The organism is Pseudonocardia bannensis, from assembly GCF_012911875.1.
Lineage (GTDB): Bacteria > Actinomycetota > Actinomycetes > Mycobacteriales > Pseudonocardiaceae > Pseudonocardia > Pseudonocardia bannensis.
Genome location: NZ_JAAXKZ010000118.1, coordinates 1 through 18,152 on the forward strand (window position 1 = coordinate 1; position 18,152 = coordinate 18,152).

The following is an 18,152-nucleotide window of genomic DNA, read 5'->3' on the forward strand; positions in this document are numbered from 1 at the left end:
GGGTTAGCCGGCCGGGAGCGGGTTAGGTTTTTCACTCGCCCCGGCCGGTCGGGCGTTGACCTGCTGAGCTGCGGAAAGTGAGGGAGTGAGCCGAGTGAGGTCGGGCCGTGTCGGGCCTGGATCCGGCCGGATTCGGGGCCGTTCGGCCCGCCGGCGCCGACCTCACTCCCCCACCGCGGCGGCTAGGCGTCGTCGTCGAGGTCGGCGGTGGCCCGCCGGGCCAGCGCGTCACGCACGGTGACCGGATCGAGGGGCCAGCGGTTCCCGGTAGAGGGCACCTTGACCCCGAACTCGGCGGCCAGCCGGGCCCGCAGCGCCTTCCCGGTCAGCGCCCGGTACGGCGCCCAGCCCGGCGCGTAGGCGGCCAGCAACGCCGGCACATCGGCCACCGGCACCGGCTGGTCGCCGAGCACCGCGTCCAGGTCCTCCAACAGGTCCCGCTCGGTCTCGACCGTCGGCGCGTCGGTGTCCGAGCCCGGCAGGGGCTGGCCAGCGCGGGCGATGGCGTCCAGGGCCCGGGTGATGATCGGGGTGACCTGGTCGCGCTCCTTGTCCACGCCCAGGAAGTAGACCTGCACGATCTCGGAGCGTTGCCCGCTGAAGCCCTTGACCACCGCGGTGCCGCGGTCGGTGCCCGGGATCAGCTCGGTGGCCCGGTGCCCGGCGGTGTAGGCGCCCTGCCCGAGTAGCGCGTCGTTGGCGACGTGGTCCCCGACGGCGAACGCGATCCCGTTCGAGCAGTTGCGGGTGACGTCGCGGGGCATCGAGTCCTTGGTCGGGGCCTGGGTGGAGACGATCAGGTGGATGCCGCGCTTGCGGCCCAGCCGGACGATGTCCACCAGCAGTTTCGCGATCTCGGCGCCGTAGGTGGGGTGCTGGATGGCGACGTGGGCCTCTTCCAGCAGCCCGAACAGCGGATGCAGGCCCACGCCCTTGGACGCGTACTCCCGGGTGACGGCGGGGATCTCGTAGCGGACCAGCAACTCTCCGCGGGTCTGCACCTCGGCGTGCAGCTCGCGGAGGTGCTCGCAGATTTCGGCGATGCGCTCGTCCTCGGCGCCCATCACGTACCGGGAGCACCGGGGCCGGAAGGCCTCGAAGTCGAAGTTGGCGTCCGGCACCCAGATCCGCAGCTCCGCGGTCGGGTCCAGCGCGGCCCCGGCCATGAGCACCCGGGCGGCGGAGGACTTGCCCTGGCCGGGCATGCCGCCGGTGAGGGTGTTGCGTTCCATCAGCGGCGCGGTCAGCGGGGTGCCGCGCAGCGTGCGGCCGAACGGGACGCCCTTGAACACGTCCACCGCCCCGTCGTCCAGCAGCGGGTAGGGGCCGGCGCCCTCGGCCAGCGCGCCCTTGTCGGCCATCCACAGGTCCAGGATCCCGGCCTCGGCGCCGGTGGTCGGCCACACCTCCTTGGCCAGGCGGTGCAGCCCGGTGGCCAGGTCCGCGCGCCGGCGCGCGATCCGCTCCGCGGTCACCCCGGCGGGCAGCCGGATCACCGCGTGCGTCCCGCGGCCGTCTACCCGGGCCGGGGTGAGGAACTGCAGCGGCATCCCCTCCTTCAGATACACGGTGATCTGAGTGATCCGCAGCGCCGACAACGCGCGGGCGATGGTGGTCTCATCGATCGTCGCGTCCGACTCCGCGTCGGCCGCGGTGGCCAGCCAGGCCGGCGCGGTGCCGCGCCGGCGCCCCTCGCGCCAGGCCCCGAGCAGGATCAGCACCGGGAGCACCATGACAAACGGGGTCCACGCCACGGCTACGGCGGCGAACGACCACCGGATCACATCCAAGACTCCGGTGATGACGTTCGTGAACTCCCCCGCGCCGGACAGCTGCACTGCCCCGGCGATCGCCAGGATCAGCACCGCCAACCCGGCCGCCACACCCAGCCCAACGCGGACCGCGGCCGCGACCATCGCGGGCAGGTCCATGACCCAGGCGTGCCGGCGGGCGGCGGCGGCCTCCTTGCGCTCCAACCACTCCGCCAACCGCACCTGATCGCCGACCGCCTCGGCGGCCCGGATCTGCCGCCGGTAGACGCCCATCGTGGTTGCGTCCCACCCGCGGCGCGCCCAGGACTCGAACCCCTGCGCCACCGTCACCCCGGTGCGGGCGGCCAGCCGGGCGCCCTCCGCCGGGCGCTCCGATTTACGCAGTGTGGTGATCACGTGCACGGTCTGGCGGCGGGCCACCGCGCCAGCCCGGCGGACGAGCGCCGCCCCCGGCCGGCCAGCGCCCGTGGTCGGCCCGGCCACGGGGTCGCTGATCAGCTCGCCGTCCAGGACCAGCGGCGTCACCTCGGTGCCGGCTGCCTCAGTAGTACCGGCGCCGGCGGGGTGCAGGTGGACCACGTTGTCGTGCGGGTCGCGGTCGGGATCCGGGGTTGCGAGGAAGGTCGAGGTGCTCATCAGGCGGCCTCCTGCCGATCACCAGACACGGACACGGACGGGGATGCGTCGATCGAGACCAGCTCGCCCGGCACCGTCGAGGTGTCGGCGCGCAGCGCGGCGGCGAGCTTGACCGAGGTGCCGGCCGAGCAGCCCGTCACCTGCCGGCACCACCCCGGCGTCGGGTCCACCACCGCACCGGCCGAGCGGACACGGTCAAGCTCGGCCCGCGCCTGCGCGAGGTAGTCGCCGAGCAGCCGCCGCGGGGTCGGCTTCCGCCGCGCCCGCGACCGGCGGGCCTGCGGGCGTTCGCGTGCCGGTTCGTGAACCGGCGCTGGAGCCGGTTCACGAACCGCGCCCAGGTTGGGCCGCTCGTCGGCGCCTGGCAGGACCGCGGTAACCGGCTCGTGAACCGGCGCACTGGTCGCGCCTGCCGACGCTGGTGAGGTGTGCTCCGTCAGGGCGCGGTGCACAGCCTCGGTGAGCCGATCCCGCAGCCCCGGGCCGGTCTCGGCGGTGGCGAACACGACCAGCGGCGGCACCGAGTGCAGGACCACCCCGGACGCCGAGAACGGCGCGTGCCCCAGCCCCCAGGAGGTCCAGGTGTTCATCACGTAGGTGGCGGCGAAGGTCAGCCACTTCGTCCGTCGCCCCCACGCCGGCAACGCCACCTGATAGCGGGCAGTGACCTGCTCCGCGCGCAGCACCGCCAGCAGCACCAGCGACACCATCGGGTCGAGCAGCCAGGCCACCCACCAGCCCGCCGACCAGGTCGGCGACCCGGCCGCGGCGAAGGTCTGGACGTTGACCATGGTGAAGGCCAGACCGAGCACGATGCCCGCCCACAACAGCGCGTCGACCTGAGCGCGGACCTTCTCCACCCGCAGGGCGATCACGTCCGGGTCGGTGGTCAGCGCGCGGACCCGGGCGGCGTCGCGGGCCTCGGCCGCGAGCCGGGCGACCTTACCCGCCGGGCGGCCCGTCGCGGCGTCGTTCGTGAACAGCGCCGGGATCGTGTCGGGGGTGGTCATCGATGCACACCTCCTCGGCCGAGCGAGCGCGGCGCGACCTCGGGGACGGTGAACAGCCGCGCCACTGCGCCGCCGGCGAACAGCGCCGGCACTCCCAGCACCACTGCGATCACCGATGCCGGTGGGGCGAACGCGATCACGGCCCACTGCACCCCGACGATCAGCGCTGCGACCAGCAACCCCCGGCCCGCCGTGCTCGATCGGCGGGCCGCGGTGTGCACCACGCGTTCGGCCTTGCGGCCCGCCCGTGCCCCGGAGGTCCACACGCTGATCAGGCCCAGCCCGGCCAGCACGACCAGGGCCACCGTCATCTGCTGCGTACTCACCGGGCACCCCCGGCCCGGCCCGCCGGCGCGCCCGTCGCCGGGGCCGTGTTCGGCTCTACCATCGCTGTCTCTCCGTTCACCTGCTGGTGGTTGGGGAAACCCAGCCCGGCGGCTGCTTCCGCCAAGAACCCGTCGCCGGGCTGGACCTCGTTGGTGGTGCCTCGCCGGCAGCGCGGCGCCGACCTCGCCATCAGGCGGCGTCCTCGCTCGGCGCCGACGTCGCGGCCTGCGCCGCAACCGCGCGCAGGGGTCGCCGGCCCGGCCGGATTCCCGCGCGCTCTGCCTCGCTCATCAGCAGCCAGGACGTGGGGTGCGCGGTGCCCTCGCGGTCCAGCTCGGCGTCCACGTCGTACTCGAGCTGTTCGATCGCGTCGAGCGTCAGCCCGTCCGGAGACCAGGACTCGACGACCGGGTCGAGGTGGTCGAGGGCGGCAAGCTGTGTGTGGTCGAGGTGGTGAACCTTCACGGCGCCATCCGTTCTATAGTGCCACATGGCACATTAAGGTGCTATGCGGTGCTCGGTCTGTCAAGGGGTCCGTTTGTGGTGCTGTGGGGTGGCCTAAGCGGCCGGTAGCCTGGCGCGGTGGCGATCGATCAGAACAGCCCGGTCCCGCTGAGCGCCCAGGTCAAGGCGGACATTGTCCGTCGAATCAGCGCCGGCGAGTACGCCGTCGGCGAGAAGATCCCGTCGCTGCGCAGCCTCGCCGCTGAGTACTCCGTGGCCGAGCTGACCGTCCACGCGGCGGTGAAGGAACTCCAGTACGAGGGCGTCCTGGAGTCCGCGAGCGGACGCGGAACCTTCGTCCGCTCGGTGCCGACCACCGGGCCGGGGGCGGGCGGTGGCGATCTCGTGGCGGCCGTCGAGGAACTGCGCCGGGAGGTCGCCGAACTCCGCGGCCGCGTCTCCGCGATCGAGGCGGAGAACGGCGGTCGGTGATCGCTCGCCAGGGCGTCCGTTCGAGGTCATGGGTACATAGGACCGCGGATCCGAGGACGCTTGCACCGCACTTCGCGGGCCGCTTCCGGACGTCCCGGACCGACTTGATCCCCACAAAACGTCCCCGAAACGTACCGAGATGTGGATGATGGTCCCGTGCCAAACGATCGACTACGCGCCGCGATCGAGGCCGCCGGGCTGACCATCGAGGACGTCTCGGCGCGCGTGGCCGTCGACCCCAAGACCGTCGCGCGCTGGGTCTACAGCGACGGCCGGCGCCCGCACCGCGCCACCCGCCTGCGCGTGGCCCAGCTCCTCCGAGTCGGAGAATCCCATCTCTGGCCGAGCAACGGCAGGGCGCCGGCCACCGGCTCCCCTGCCGTCGCCGAGCTGGTCCACCTCTACCCGACGCGGTCCGCCGTCCCGTTCAGTCTGTGGACCGAGCTGATCCAGGGCGCGGCAGAGGCGGTCGACGTCCTTGTCTTCTCCGGACAGTTCCTCGTCGAGCAATACAACCTGCTTCCCGTGATCCGGGCCAAGTCCGCACAGGGCGTCCGGTTCCGGCTCGCGGTCGGCGACCACACGTCACCGGCCGTCGTGCAGCGCGCCGAGGAAGAGGGCACAACCGGCGGCCTGGAGGGCCGCATCCAGATGATGCGGCGGTACCTCCACGAGGTCGCCCACCTGCCGGACGTCGAGGTCCGCACCCACGGGACGATCCTCTACAACTCGATCTACCGATTCGACGATCAGGCACTGATCAACGGTCACGCTTTCGGATCCCTCGCCGGACAGAACCCGGTCATCCACATTCAGCGGGTTCCCGAAGGCAGCATGTGGGATCACTACATGCGCTCATTCGAACGAGTGTGGGACGTTGCCGTGCCGGAAACCATGGAGGACTAAGCATGGGGCGAATCGACTACTTCGACGACCCAGCCGCGCCGGCGGTCAACAGCGTCGTCCCCTCCGTGACAGTCGCCGTCCGCGACGACCGCGGCCGGCTCCTCCTGATTCACAAAGTGGACAACGGATTCTGGGCCCTACCTGGCGGCGGACACGACCCCGGCGAGAGCATCGTCGACACCGCCGTCCGGGAGGTCCGCGAGGAAACCGGGGTCCAGGTGCGCATCACCGGACTCGTCGGGACCTACACCGATCCCCGCCACGTAATGCAGTACGACGACGGCGAGGTGCGACAGCAGTTCTCGCTGTGCTTCCGGGCCGTAGTCGCCGATAGCCCGGAAGCACCTCGCCCGGACGGAACCGAGACCAAGGCGGCGTCATGGGTCGAGCCTCAGGAAATCGACTCGCTGAACATCCATCCGTCCATGCGGCTCCGGATCGACCATGCGCTCGATGACGCTCGGACCGAGCCCTACCTAGGCTGACCTCCGGCCAATCGTTCCACGGTCCGTCGGACCGAGTGCGCAAGGATCGGCCCCGCAGTCAGCCACGTCTTGTACACCGGATCGTCGGCCGCGTAGCGGTCGAGGATCTCCGAGATCCGCTCGTCGTAGGTCAGGCGCTCCCCTGAGGGCCCTGTCGTCAGGTCCGCGGTCACCAACGCGTCCAGCAACGGCCCATCGGGAAACGGAAACTCCGCCAGCTCCGCGCCAAGCCCCCGCTGCTCGGCCTCATACCGGGCCCCCGAGTGGTGCGCCACCAGGTCGACGATGAGCGCCGGCCAGCCTTGCTTACGGAGGAAGCGGGCTCCGTCGAGCGGGTGGAACCGCGTGTGGCTGATCTCCGGCGAGTAGCCGACGTCGTGTAGCCACGCCGCTGCGACGAGATGGTCACCATCGCCAGCGGCGACGGCGTCGCGCAGCTCATCGGCGCGCGCTGCGACTGCCTGCACGTGTGACCAGCGCCGCCCCAGCGGTGACACCAGCCGCTCAGCGAGCCGGCGCGCCTTGGGGACGAGGTCAGGGGGGATCGGCGAGGATCCTTCCGCCGCCTGCAAGGGGTCTCTCATCCCAGGTGTCTCCACGACGTCCGACGCTACAGACTCGATGCCGCCCTCGCCGTCGCATACAGCATCCGCCCTCGCGGTGCTCATCCATTAAGTCCGGCGCACACGACCGCCGGATGACGCGCGACCAGCAGCCTGAGCGGCTATTGCTCCTCGGCCGCAGCCCTACTTCCGTCACTCTGTCGCCCGGCATGCAATGACCTGCACGGTCTGTGGCGACAAGACCAGTGACAGCCATGCGACAGTCACTCCGCCTGACAGCGACGCATCACTGTCGAGCCGCTCTCCCGCATCAAAGCGCTGTCTCGGCGCACCCTCTGGCGAGGGCACGTCACTCCGTCGCACCCGAGGCAGCAAGCCAGCCGCATCAATCCATTTACGCAATCAGGGGACGACAAAAGCAACGCTAAAGCGCGCTCTGGTGAGCGCAACATATAAGCGGTCCTTTGACCCGGCATCAACCGGGTTCCTGGTCTTCAGGTACTTCAGCATGGGCTTAGTCGGAAAGATCAGCACTCGATCGTACGTGGATCCCTTGGCTGCGCCAAAGTTGATGGCCGCTAGACCTAATGTGTCGACGGCCTTATTGTTACGCAGCACCATAGGTTTGTACCGTTCCACGTACTCCTGAACGTCGCCACGTCGAACCTCGAAGATGCCATCATGGCCAGTCACGTCAAGGCTGCAGGATGTGGTGGCCGGTAAGTCCGGATACAGTCCATCGGCGAAGTCGCAAATTGCCTGATTGCACCGATAGCTCTCGTTGCGCGGTTCGAGGTCGCACTTGGACTTGCGTTCCGTGAGCCAATCCAAGAAACCAGCTCCCTGGTACTTCTTATTCTTACCTGAGTTGTTCGTCGAAAACGTATGCTGGCGTGGATCGCCAACAATCGTGACGCTGAGCGAGGCGTCGAAGAGGTGGTCAAGGAAGTTTAGATCCCAGCCCACGAGGTCCTGCACCTCATCAATATAGACGCTCTCAAACATTTCGCCGAGGCGGCGCGTTACTAGCCCGCCTGTCAGCCGTTCCACTTCACACGCGAAATGAGCAACGCCGTCCCGATACATGTTGAATTCGGAGTCAAGAAAGTACTGTCGAGCCTTAGTCCGCGGAATGAACTTGTTTCGTTCTCCTTTGAAGTTTAAGGAGCGGATGAGGTTGGGCTGATCCAGTAAGGTGCGTTGATATGGACGAGCGCATTGGTTCATGAGAAACGAGAACCAGCCCATTACAGTGATGTTGCCGGGCACGAGCCCCGTGCCTGCCGCCGCTGCTATTCTCCTGCGAATCTGACCGAGATTCTCGTTGGTATAGGTGGTTACGAGGACCCGACGTGTTGGATCCCCTACAGCCTGCTCGACGATGTACTGCGTCTTCCGCGAGCCGGCCGCAGCTATGATCGCGAGATTGCTGTTACTGGACGGCATCGATGGCCTCGTTGATGTACTTCGGCATAGTTATCGGCGTTTTGGACTCGAAGATGGCGAGCGCGCATGTGGTCTTGTTATCGGGATTAGCCATGTACTCGACGAGCTCGTCTTTGGACGAGTAGCTCTTCTTGAGGATGCTATTCAGGGTATTCAAGTCGTTGGCTGCCCCGATCTGCTGCTCCAGGCTAGGGTAGGCCGGGTCCTCACCCACGTGGACCGTAATTCCCGCGCTCGTGGTGTACTCCTTGAATCGCTCCCTGGCCTTGTCAGGTTCCTTACCGTCATTATCCGTTACTACGGCGACGCGGAGCTCTAGCAGCCTCGCAATATCCAGAAAGCGCTTGGCTGCCAGGCCTCGCACATTGATGACATCGATGCCGTGCTCGATCGGAAGGCAGTCGTGCCGATCGGCGTAAGCGCGTTGAACAACCAGTTCGTCGGATGGTCCTTCAACGAGGAGCGTAGCCTTCGACAAGATTACGCGTAACGTGTCGTAACCGGACAGCTTCTGGAAGTAGTCAACGGTGCTAGCCGGCAGATCTGCGATACGTATGCCGCGCACAGCCGATACCAAGACTAGATTGTCGAGACCAAGCTTATTGAGGACGTACGAGCTGTGCGTCGCAACAAGTACCTGCTTGTCGCCACACTGCTCGATGATCTTCCGGACGAGGCGGTTCATCCTCGAGTACGACAGGTGGTTCTCTGGCTCCTCAATGAGGAGGATATGCGCGTCTGTAACCTTTTTCTTCAGAGCCAGCAGGATCTTCAGGCAGTTTTGCTCGCCCTTGCCGATGTAGGCAAATGGAAGGTTGTCGAGGTGGGGGACGAGACTGCTCTCCCAGGTCGACTTCTGTGATAGATCGATCGAGAGTGTGAATTCACGATCGGTAATATCACCCTGATTGCCGCCGAGATTAGCGTTAATCAGTTCGACGGACGGGTTCGCTGAAAACTGCTCGCGCAGGCTGCGGTACGCACGGGACAGCTCGACCCGCTCGCGCACTTCAAGGCTCTCATTGATTATCCCTTGGAGATAGTAATCGGCTCCGCTCTGTAATCGAATCGACGTGGCATCAATCAGCGACGCGGTCGCTGGGATGCTGCGGAAGGTGATGCCATTACCCGAAAATCCGAGCCAATCAACAGTATAATACTCAGTTGGGATCAGATTGACTTTTGCGGGCTCCTTGATAAAGTCGGCGTATTCGAGGCTGAAATCAGGGTTAGGGGCAACTCTAATCCGCACTCCTGGCCGATCTTCGGCCAGGAGATTGTTTGTACCCCTGAGCGCTGCAGGCACCTTCGCGTCGTCAAGGAACAAGTCGATGATAATTTCGGGCGGCTGTGGCGCCATACCAGCCTGCAACGCTTCAATGTAGGCACGGGTTGCACGCTCGTTGAAGAGGTACGGAGACAACTCCTGGGCAAGAAGTCTGCCGTGGAGTCGGCCGGTGAGCGCTAAGGAGACGGCCTCCAGCAGCGTCGACTTGCCACAATCGTTGTCGCCCACGATAATATTGACGCCAGAGGTGAGTTCGAGATCGAACTTCTCATACATGCGATAGTTCTGGATAATGATACGCTTAATCAAATCCGCCCCTCAGTCCATGTGCCTACAGTGGCTGTAGCTCGAATTCGGTCTACTAAATCTAGTAGCAGGCATATTTGCCGCGGCCCTGCAACCGCGTCAGAGGCTGTTTCCCCTCTTTCCGTCGAGCGATGGGTCCTCCGCGCGCAGTGATCTGGATCTAGGTCAAACTCCATGTCGCGGCCGGGCACTCGCACGTTACAAGCAGTTGTTCGGCAAGTACTGCCTGTAGCGACAGTCGCAGACGACCGCCGACCGCGTCACTCGCCTGTACGTCGGGGTGGCCAGCCAGCGCCGCGACGGGCTGCCCAACCGTCTGGTCCGAGACCTCGACACGATCGTGATCGAGGGCCTGAGTGCGGCCGGATGATCGGCAGCAGCCCTCGCCCTATGGCCGGCGCATCGCCGACGCGAGCTGCACAGGCTTGCGCCGCCAGCTCACCTACAAGGCGCAGGACGCTGGCGTTCACCTCATCGCCGCTCCGCCCGGACTAGCGTCTCTCTGAAATCTATCTGTCACTCTCATACTCATGTGGCTCTGAACTGCGGTTACGCCTGTGACAGTGCGAGTGACAGCCGAGTGACTGTCACTCGGCTGGACGCGGGGCGGGGGCTTGGCGATGACTGCAGGCTCTGGGGTTTCCCCTGCGAGTTGTGCCCAATACGTGCCCAGATGGTCACTCGGGCCGTCGGGGAGCGACGCATAGCCGCAGGTCAGAGCCGCGCTACCGGCCGGAGTAGGCCCGCCCTCCGGAGCGGGTGCAGCCTGTCTCGGCCGCGATCTTTAGCGCGAGGACGTCGTTGTCACTTCGTAACTCCGATGCCCCTGAGCTGGGAAAATGGCAGTGGCAGCCGGCGTGACACCGCAGTGACGTGTCACTCCCCGCCTCTCACCCGGGCGGGGGCGTCCTCGCGACGGGTTGCGCTCAGCGTGCCCGTATCGTGCCCGCCGACAGCAAGCATCAGAATCTGATCTGGAGTATCAGCAGGTCAGAGGCTGTCGAGCGGGCCGTTTGCAACGATCTTTCCTAAACCGTGCGTCGCAGGTTCGAATCCTGCCGGGGGCACCAGGTCAGGCCCGCTGTGACGGTGCGTCTGCGCTGGTCGTGGGGTCATACGTTATGCGGAAGCCGTCAAGATCATGGCGTGCCAGGTCCCCGAGCCGGCCCAGGCGATGTCGAGGCGAGATCGAGACCCTGCCGAGCGGCTCACTGCGCGTGAAGGTCTATGCCGGCGTCGACCGACTCAGCGGCCGCCGGCACTACCTCACCGAGACGATCCCGCCGGGGCCACGGGCCGCCGCGGACGCGGAGAAGGTCCGCACCCGGCTGCTCAACCAGGTCGACGAGCATCGCAACCCGCGCACGAAGGCAACGGTCGACCAGCTGATGGACAGGTACCTCGAGGTCCTCGATGTCGACGTGACGACACGCAAGACCTACGAGGGCTACATCCGCAACCATGTACGGCCTCTGCTCGGCAAGCTGCCGGTAGGCAAGCTGAACGATGAGACGCCTCGTCGACCAGGTCCTGTTCGTCGGGATCAACGGACGAGGCAGGCTCCTGAGCTACGAATTACGAGAATTTCCGTCCTCCGGGTCGAGGCAGGCGTCAGCCTCGTCAGCCGAGTTCAGCGACTCGCGGCAGTGTATGACTGGCATCCTGGGAACTGGTTGGAGGCCGCGCCTCGACGCTGCCTCAGCCCGACCGGCTCCTTGCGGGCGCGATAGAGCCTCTGTCCTGAGTTGCGCTTCGACTCGAGCGGTGAACGCCGCTGCTCAGGCGGTCGGCCAGGCGAGGATGCTCAGACGGTGGGCCTTGCGGATCGCGTCCACCCTGCACGTCACCGACAGCTTCCGGAAGATCGCGCGGGTGTGGTTGCTGACCGTGTGCGGCGAAATGCCCAGCTTCGAGGCGACCTGCTTGCTGCCCAGGCCCAGGCTCAGCTCTACCAGGATCTGGTGCTCCCGGTCGGTGAGGGAGATCTGGTCCGGGCCGGCCGCGGTGGCCCCGGCCCCCGCGGCGTCGATGACCGACCGCTGGACCAGCTCGGACGGCCGCTCGAGTGAGATTTGCCCGAGCGTCGACGGGGGCGTCGTGTCGGGCACGGTGCTGAGCAGGCAACACAGCGCGGCCACGTTCAGTCGGGGACGGGCGTCGATCCGGGCCGACGCTGCCGCGGCGTACATCGCACCTGCCACGCCGTCGTCGTGCCACAGCGGGATCGAGATCGCGGAGCGCAGGCCCAGCGCGAGCAGCGCCCGGTCGCTCACTCGGCGAAAGGCGGCCGAGTGGTCCAGCCGCTCACCGACGAAGGTCTGCCCATTGCGGTTGAGCGAGTACATCGTCGAGAGCTCGATCGGCAGCCTGGTGCCCGGCTGACAGAGCGGCCGGCCAGCGGTGGCGACCACCACCGAGTCCACGCCGGACTCGAATCGGGCGATGACGCAGCGGTCCGCGGCGGTCTCGTGCACCACCGACTCAGCGATCCGCTGTGCCCGGTCCGTCGTCAAGCCCGGCCAGCTCGCCGGGTGGGTCGGCCAGCCGCGCCCACGGCCCTGCACCGCCAGGAACGGCGCCGCGCGGGTCATCGCGTCACTGCTGGACATCGATGCCGCTTCGGTACCGGTCCGTCTGCACTGCGGGCCGTGAGTGGCTCGGCCGCGCCCAGGACGTGGGCCGGTGAGAGCCGTCGTGGAACCACCCACCCTGTGGAGCGCCGCGTTGCTCGTCGTCCATCGACCGAGCGTATCGATCACACCTCGGCCGTCGGAAGATGTCGGGCACCGGCGCCCCCCGATGCGGTGTGTCCGCCCCGACATCCCGGGGCGGGCACACCCGCGGACGTAGTGGTCAGACCCCGTTGCCCCACCAGCCCGGGGTCGTCACAGGCTTGACGGAGGTGTACGGGCCGGGGATCGTAGCGCCCTCGAGGCGGCCGGTGACGAAGCCCCATTCGACCCGGGCCGGCTGGTCGTGCCCCGGGATCAGCCAGGTCCCCGACTCCAGAGCACGCTTGATGGCACCCTTCTCCTCGGCCATCGAGACGCCGCGGTTGCCGGTGACCTGCGGCTCGGCGTAGCGGGATTCCTGGAACGGGTCGAGGACCTGGTTCTGCACGTCGTAGATGACGTCGCCGGCGATGACCGCCGTTCCGTCCTCGGTCTCGACGAGGATGTTCATGGAGCCTTCGGTGTGGCCACCGGCCCGCTCGCACTTGATGCCGGGCGCGATGTGCACCGGCCCGGAGTGCTCCAGGTCCAGCACCCGCAGCGCACCCGGGGTGTGGAACCGGTCGATGAGGTGCTTGACGTCCTCGGGCGGGTAGACGGCGCCACCGGCCGCGGCGATTTCCAGCTCGCGGCGGTTGACCACGACGGGGGTGGTCATCGGGAACGCGTCGTCGCGGCCGGCGTGGTCGATGTGCAGGTGTGTGTGCACGATCAGCGCGATGTCGTCCATGGTCAGCCCGTACAGCGCCAGCTGCGGCTCGATGCCCTGGCCTTCCTTGGGCTTCGCGGTCATCCCGAGGCGCTGCATGATCTCGGGGTTCCGGTAGCCGGTGTCGACCAGGATCGGCCCCTCCGGGTTGCCCATGATGAGCACCCCGTTCGTCGCGACGACGGTCTTCTCCCCGCAGTTGCGATACTGCACCAGGAAGCTCGACTCGAGCTCGATGTCCCCGAGCTGCAGAATGTGCAGTTGATGCTTGAGCATGACAGGCCTCTTCTTTGAGTCGTCGTTGTGAGGGACGGAACCGCTAGCCCGGCAGGTCGCGGACTGAGTCGGTTGCGCTGATCTCGAACTGGACCCGCTGGTACCGGATGTAGGCGGGCATCGTCATCTCGCGTGCGATCCGCTGGTGCTCTGGGTCCTCGACGAAGGCGCGATAGCCCTGCTCGTCGTCGAAGTCGGCTACGACGGCGTACTGCAGGTTGCCCTCGCGCAGCCCGAGGTCCCGGCCCATAGTCAGGCTGCGCAGCCCCGGTGATCGCACCTTGTGCATCGCCTCGGTGATGGCGTCCAGGTGCTCCACCGGTGTGTCGGGTTTGAACTCGATGAGCGTGACATTGCGAATCACGTTGTCGTCACCATCCTCCGTAAGCGGTCCAGCCACCGTCGACGAGGACGCTGGACCCATTGACGAAACGGGCCCGGTCCGAAGCCATGAACGCCACCATCTCGGCGATCTCGCTGGGTTGGGCGAGCCGGCGCGACGGCGTCCGGGCGAGGATCGACTTCTCATCGACCGCGCCGCTGGCCAGGAGCTGGGAGACAAGCTCGGTCTCCGTATAGCCGGGATCGACGGACAGTACGCGTAAGCCGTGGGGGCCCCACTCGGACGCGAGGACCTTCGTCATTCCTGTGATTGCGTGCTTGGTCGACGCGTAGGCCACGCGGCCCGGCAGTCCCGCATGGCCCCAGATCGACCCCATGTTGATGATCACACCGGCGCCGGCCGCGAGCATGACCCGGCCCGCCGCTTGAGCGCACAGGAACGGCCCCGTCAGGTTGAGCTGTAGGACGCGCTGCCAGTCCTCGACGGCCAGCTCGGTCGTCGGTACGGCGTTGCTCTGCCCGGCGTTGTTCACCAGGATGTCGAGCCGGCCGAAGGACTCCACGGTGCGGTCGACGAGCTCCTGGACGGAGGCCGGGTCGCCGACATCCGCCGCGAGGGCGATGACGCGGTCGCCGCCTACAGCGGCGGCGGCCGCGTCCGCGCGCTCCTGGCTGCGCGAGTTGACCACGACCGATGCGCCGTCCGCAGCAAGCTTTTGTGCGACTGCGAGTCCGATCCCGGCACTGGAACCAGTCACCAGGGCGACTCTCTCGTCCAGGTACTGCGGTCCGCTGCCCTCGCGCGGCGTTGCGATCATGCAGAAAACTATCGTGCCCTGCACCACAGCCGGACAATGACATGAACATGTCAGGCACGGGCGCCGGCGGACCGTTCGGCCGGTCCGGCGAGCCCGAGCCCCGGCATGGGCCTCGGCGACCCGCGCGTGCCGATGTTGACGTCGAAAACGTGATCGCGGCCCCACCGGGTTGCCCGTAATGAGCACCCCGAACGCCGGCCACCGCATCGACCAGGACCCGCCGGGGCTTCGTCAGCCGCAGGCCACGTCGGGCCCGCCGGCGACCGACCGTTCACAGCACCCGTCCCGTCCTCGCGCCGCAGCTCCGGTGCGGGCGGAGACCAGGCTGGCCGGGAGAGATCGCTTGCATCTACGTGCACGCCCGCGACGGCTGGCCGGGTGGCACGGGTATCCAGCCGACGTACTTGCCCGTGCGGCCGTCTCCGGAGGAACGTCCGCGTAGCCGGCGCCCGATCCAGGGCAGGACGTGCTCGCGGTAGTAGCGCAGCTCGGTGAGCAGCCTGTGGGTCTCGGGGGAGTCGGGACGCACCGCTCGCGCAGCGGTGGGCTCCCCGAGGGCATCGAGGACCAGTTCGGCGACGCGCTGGTGGCCGGTGGCGTTGAGGTGCAGGCGGTCGGGCGACCAATAGGCGGGGTGGCGGATCTCGGAGTCGTGGAAGACGTCGACGAAGTCGAGTCCGTGAGCCCCGGCCAGTTCCGCGATCCTCGCGGTGAGGGCCTCGCCCCGCTGTCGCACCGCCCGTCCGAAGGGCAGCCGAGCCGACGGGTCGGCCCCGCTGAGCAGCACGAGCCGGACGCCTGCGTCGGCGCAGCGGCGCACGGCGTGCGCGGTGAGGGCCACGAGCCGGTCGACGTCGGTGCGTGGGCGCAGCATGTCGTTGCCGCCGCCGTTGAGGGTCAGGAGGGTGGGTGCGGGGTCGAGCGAGAGCGCGGCGTCGAGCTGGTCGGTCACGATGGGCTCGAGCAGGCGCCCGCGGATCGCCAGGTTTGCGTACCGCACGCCGTCGTTGCCGGTCGCCGCCAGGCCTGCTGCCACCCGGTCCGCCCACCCTCGGGACGATCCGTCGGGGAGTTCGTCGCCGACTCCCTCGGTAAAGCTGTCACCGATCGCCACATACCGCACGACGACATCCTCCTTCCACCGGCTCGCGGGTCCTGCACCCCCTTCACCCGGCCGCTCCGGCAGGGCGGACATCACGGGCGGGGGCTGGTCGGCGACGCGTGCTGGCCTGATCTAGGTGTACTGACCGGAGACGTTGGTCGAGGTCGTGTGACGACACGGTCTGACTGATCTTGAACGGGGAGGACCTCCCGTGGTTGGTGTGGAGCTGTCTGACGGCTCTCACCCGACCACCGGAGGTCCTCGTGAATCTCCTATGTCAAGCGGCGTCCTCGTGGCAAGGGGTGGAGCTGGCTGCGCTTGCCTGGAGCCGGTGATATATAACGTCGGCAAGGTGGCGTCGTAGCACCCGAAGGGCCTCGGTCTTCGAGTCGCCAGTGGCGATGCGTCGTTGGACGAGTGCTTGGGCGGGAGGGTGGATCCGGAGCTGGGTGACCGCGATGCGGTGCAGAGCAGCGTTGAGTTGCCGGTTGCCGCCGCGGTTGAGACGGAATCGGGCACGGTTGCCGGTCCAGACAGGGATCGGCGCGGTCCCGGTATGCATCGCGAACGCCGCCGCGGAGCGGAAACGCCCGACTCCTGCGGTCTCGGCGAGGATCTTCGCGGCGGTCAGCCCGGCGCAGCCCGGAACGGCCAGCAGGTGCGGCGCCAGCGGCTCGACCTGGGCCTCGATGCGCCGCTTGAGCTGTCCGATTCGTTGGGTCAGCGTGATGAGCCGCTCGATGAGCTCGGCGGCGATCTCGGCTCGCACGCCGCCCGCAAGCTGGCCGATCTGTTCGCCGAGCCGGTTCAGCGTGGCGATCCGGTTCAGCGCCTGCCCGCGGGGAAGGGCGATCTCGAGGTCGTGCAGGTGCCAGTGCAGCCGGTTGATCATCCGGGTCCGCTCGGCCACCAGGTCCTCGCGGTGATCGAGCAGGAGCCGGATCTGCAGTGCCTGCTCGTCCAGGTGGGCCTCGGGCAGGTCGGGCTCGCGCAGGGCGGCGCGCGCCACCGCGAGCGCGTCGATCGGATCAGACTTGCCGCGGGTGCGAGCTGAGGCTCTGGCCTGTGCCATCAGCTTCGGCGGAACTGTCACCACCGCCTCGCCGGCTCGAATCAAGGCGCGCAGCAGGGCGCCGGCGACGTGTCGACAGTCCTCGATCGCCCATCGCCTCGGCCCGGGCCAGCGCTGCACCCATGCCAACAGCCGGACCAGCTCGGCGGCGGTGTTGCCGACGGTGATCTGGCCGAGTTCGTGACCGTTGGAGTCCACCGCAACGGCGGTGTGGCTGTGCTTGTGCGGGTCCACGCCCACCACGACCATGTGCATGTCTCCTTCACCGGGGGATATGGGTCCGGCCGGCGGACACACCTCAGTCGGGAGGACGTGGCCTCGTTCTCCTATTAAGTCACGCCGGTCGGACCGACTCCGGCCGCGATGGACAATTCACGAGAAGGCCAGCCCTACAGGCGACACCCACGCTACGAGTCACCTCGCGGCCGAAGTCGATCTACCACCTCAGCGGCGGCGACGACAGCGTGACACTGAGGTCCACGCTAACGCCCCGCTGTCCGAACGCGGTCGATTGCGCCTGGCGCGCCTGATCGTCGACGGCCAGGTCCCGATCTCCCAGGCCGCCGCCCGGTTCCAGGTGGCCTGGCCGACCGCCAAGCGGTGGGCCGATCGCTACCGCGCCGAGGGCGAACACGGCATGGGCGACCGCTCCAGCCGCCCGCATCACCCACCACGCGCGACGCCGGCGCCGGTGGTGCGCCGGATCGTGCACCTGCGCTGGAAGAAGCGTCTGGGTCCGGCGCAGATCGCCGATCGAGTCGGAGTCGCCCCTCGACCGCGCACCGGGTCCTGGTCCGCTGCCGGATCAACCGGCTGGCCCACGTGGACCGGGCGACCGGGGAGCCAGTGCGCCGTTACGAACACCTCCATCCCGGGGACCTGCTGCACGTCGATGTGAAGAAGCTGGGCAACATCCCTGATGGCGGCGGCTGGCGCTACGTGGGACGAGCCCGAGGTGAGAAGAATCGGGCCGCGACCCCGGGCAAGCCCCGCAACACCCACCACAACCCGAAGATGGGTACCTGCTTCGGGCACACCGTCTTCGTGCACACCGTGCTCGATGGCCACTCCCGGATCGCCTACGCCGAGATCCACGACGACGAGACCGCCGCCACCGCTATCGCCGTGCTGCGCAACGCCGTGGCCTGGTTCGACACCCGCGACCTCACGGTTCGGCGGGTGCTGTCAGACAACGGGTCGGCCTACCGCTCCCACGCCTGGCGCGATGCCTGCACCGAACTTGGCATCACAGCGAAACCGACCCGCCCCTACCGGCCGCAGACCAACAGCGAGGGTGTGATCACGTTCGTCCCGGGGCCGGCCTGACCCCTAGACCAACCGGCCGTGGTGCCTTCTTCCCGAAGCGTCGACCGGCCCCGGGGCGGACGTGTTCGAGCTGCCGAGCTCGGTTCGTGACCTGATAGGA

At 67.8% G+C, this 18,152-nt stretch carries 17 protein-coding genes and 1 pseudogene; 5 read left to right on the top strand and 13 right to left on the bottom strand.

The window, feature by feature from the left end; translation table 11 throughout:
• Nucleotides 1–182 precede the first annotated feature (182 nt).
• The 4 genes from HF519_RS23880 to HF519_RS23895 all read right to left on the bottom strand — a co-directional run bounded on the left by HF519_RS23880 (nucleotide 183) and on the right by HF519_RS23895 (nucleotide 4,210).
• Nucleotides 183–2,408 (bottom strand): ATP-binding protein, encoded by a 2,226-nt coding sequence (locus HF519_RS23880; RefSeq protein WP_211170491.1) that lies wholly within the window; start codon nucleotides 2,406–2,408, stop codon nucleotides 183–185.
• Nucleotides 2,408–3,418 (bottom strand): hypothetical protein, encoded by a 1,011-nt coding sequence (locus tag HF519_RS30600; RefSeq protein ID WP_438826433.1) that lies wholly within the window; start codon nucleotides 3,416–3,418, stop codon nucleotides 2,408–2,410. The genes HF519_RS23880 and HF519_RS30600 overlap by 1 nt, the downstream gene beginning before the upstream one ends.
• Nucleotides 3,415–3,744, bottom strand: coding sequence for a hypothetical protein (locus HF519_RS23890; RefSeq protein WP_169415239.1), 330 nt, complete (start codon nucleotides 3,742–3,744; stop codon nucleotides 3,415–3,417). The genes HF519_RS30600 and HF519_RS23890 overlap by 4 nt, the downstream gene beginning before the upstream one ends.
• Before the next feature lie 190 nt (nucleotides 3,745–3,934).
• Nucleotides 3,935–4,210 (bottom strand): hypothetical protein, encoded by a 276-nt coding sequence (locus HF519_RS23895; protein WP_169415240.1) that lies wholly within the window; start codon nucleotides 4,208–4,210, stop codon nucleotides 3,935–3,937.
• A 117-nt stretch (nucleotides 4,211–4,327) separates the two neighbouring features.
• Between HF519_RS23895 and HF519_RS23900 the strand changes: the two genes are divergently transcribed.
• From HF519_RS23900 to HF519_RS23910, 3 genes are all read left to right on the top strand, one after another.
• A complete protein-coding gene (locus tag HF519_RS23900) occupies nucleotides 4,328–4,681 on the top strand; it encodes a GntR family transcriptional regulator (protein WP_169415241.1) in 354 nt (117 codons plus the stop codon).
• A gap of 156 nt (nucleotides 4,682–4,837) precedes the next feature.
• Nucleotides 4,838–5,587, top strand: a complete 750-nt coding sequence (locus HF519_RS23905; RefSeq protein WP_169415242.1) for a helix-turn-helix domain-containing protein — start codon at nucleotides 4,838–4,840, stop codon at nucleotides 5,585–5,587.
• 2 nt (nucleotides 5,588–5,589) lie between these two features.
• On the top strand, nucleotides 5,590–6,072 hold the full coding sequence (locus HF519_RS23910) for an NUDIX hydrolase (RefSeq protein WP_169415243.1): 483 nt from the start codon (nucleotides 5,590–5,592) through the stop codon (nucleotides 6,070–6,072).
• On the opposite strand, the gene HF519_RS23915 is transcribed toward HF519_RS23910, so the two are convergent.
• The 3 genes from HF519_RS23915 to HF519_RS23925 all read right to left on the bottom strand — a co-directional run bounded on the left by HF519_RS23915 (nucleotide 6,060) and on the right by HF519_RS23925 (nucleotide 9,678).
• Nucleotides 6,060–6,740, bottom strand: a complete 681-nt coding sequence (locus HF519_RS23915) for an HD domain-containing protein (RefSeq protein ID WP_246245033.1) — start codon at nucleotides 6,738–6,740, stop codon at nucleotides 6,060–6,062. The two genes, HF519_RS23910 and HF519_RS23915, sit on opposite strands and share 13 nt — an antisense overlap.
• A gap of 297 nt (nucleotides 6,741–7,037) precedes the next feature.
• The gene (locus HF519_RS23920) at nucleotides 7,038–8,081 is read right to left on the bottom strand and encodes an AAA family ATPase (RefSeq protein WP_169415244.1); all 1,044 of its coding nucleotides are present in this window, start codon (nucleotides 8,079–8,081) and stop codon (nucleotides 7,038–7,040) included.
• Nucleotides 8,068–9,678 carry an ATP-dependent nuclease gene (locus HF519_RS23925; RefSeq protein ID WP_169415245.1) on the bottom strand — a complete coding sequence of 537 codons (1,611 nt, stop codon included), beginning with the start codon at nucleotides 9,676–9,678 and terminating at the stop codon, nucleotides 8,068–8,070. Before HF519_RS23925 ends, HF519_RS23920 begins: the two co-directional genes overlap by 14 nt.
• Before the next feature lie 1,214 nt (nucleotides 9,679–10,892).
• Between HF519_RS23925 and HF519_RS31745 the strand changes: the two genes are divergently transcribed.
• Entirely contained in the window at nucleotides 10,893–11,405 is a 513-nt protein-coding gene (locus HF519_RS31745; RefSeq protein ID WP_312860310.1) for a tyrosine-type recombinase/integrase, read from the top strand.
• A 48-nt stretch (nucleotides 11,406–11,453) separates the two neighbouring features.
• On the opposite strand, the gene HF519_RS23935 is transcribed toward HF519_RS31745, so the two are convergent.
• From HF519_RS23935 to HF519_RS23960, 6 genes are all read right to left on the bottom strand, one after another.
• Nucleotides 11,454–12,284, bottom strand: a complete 831-nt coding sequence (locus tag HF519_RS23935) for a helix-turn-helix transcriptional regulator (protein ID WP_169415247.1) — start codon at nucleotides 12,282–12,284, stop codon at nucleotides 11,454–11,456.
• Nucleotides 12,285–12,528: 244 nt separating this feature from the next.
• Nucleotides 12,529–13,392 (bottom strand): N-acyl homoserine lactonase family protein, encoded by an 864-nt coding sequence (locus HF519_RS23940; protein WP_169415248.1) that lies wholly within the window; start codon nucleotides 13,390–13,392, stop codon nucleotides 12,529–12,531.
• Between the two features lie 43 nt (nucleotides 13,393–13,435).
• Complete coding sequence (locus HF519_RS23945; protein WP_169415249.1) at nucleotides 13,436–13,756, bottom strand: Dabb family protein; 321 nt, start codon at nucleotides 13,754–13,756, stop codon at nucleotides 13,436–13,438.
• Nucleotides 13,757–13,763: 7 nt separating this feature from the next.
• Nucleotides 13,764–14,552, bottom strand: coding sequence for an SDR family NAD(P)-dependent oxidoreductase (locus tag HF519_RS23950; RefSeq protein WP_169415250.1), 789 nt, complete (start codon nucleotides 14,550–14,552; stop codon nucleotides 13,764–13,766).
• Between the two features lie 349 nt (nucleotides 14,553–14,901).
• The gene (locus tag HF519_RS23955; protein ID WP_169415251.1) at nucleotides 14,902–15,675 is read right to left on the bottom strand and encodes an SGNH/GDSL hydrolase family protein; all 774 of its coding nucleotides are present in this window, start codon (nucleotides 15,673–15,675) and stop codon (nucleotides 14,902–14,904) included.
• Between the two features lie 256 nt (nucleotides 15,676–15,931).
• On the bottom strand, nucleotides 15,932–16,975 hold the full coding sequence (locus HF519_RS23960; protein ID WP_169415253.1) for an IS110 family RNA-guided transposase: 1,044 nt from the start codon (nucleotides 16,973–16,975) through the stop codon (nucleotides 15,932–15,934).
• 244 nt (nucleotides 16,976–17,219) lie between these two features.
• On the opposite strand from HF519_RS23960, the pseudogene HF519_RS23965 reads away from it, so the two are divergent.
• Nucleotides 17,220–18,019 (top strand): annotated as a pseudogene (locus HF519_RS23965) (IS481 family transposase); the annotation flags it as partial.
• Between the last annotated feature and the right edge of the window lie 133 nt (nucleotides 18,020–18,152).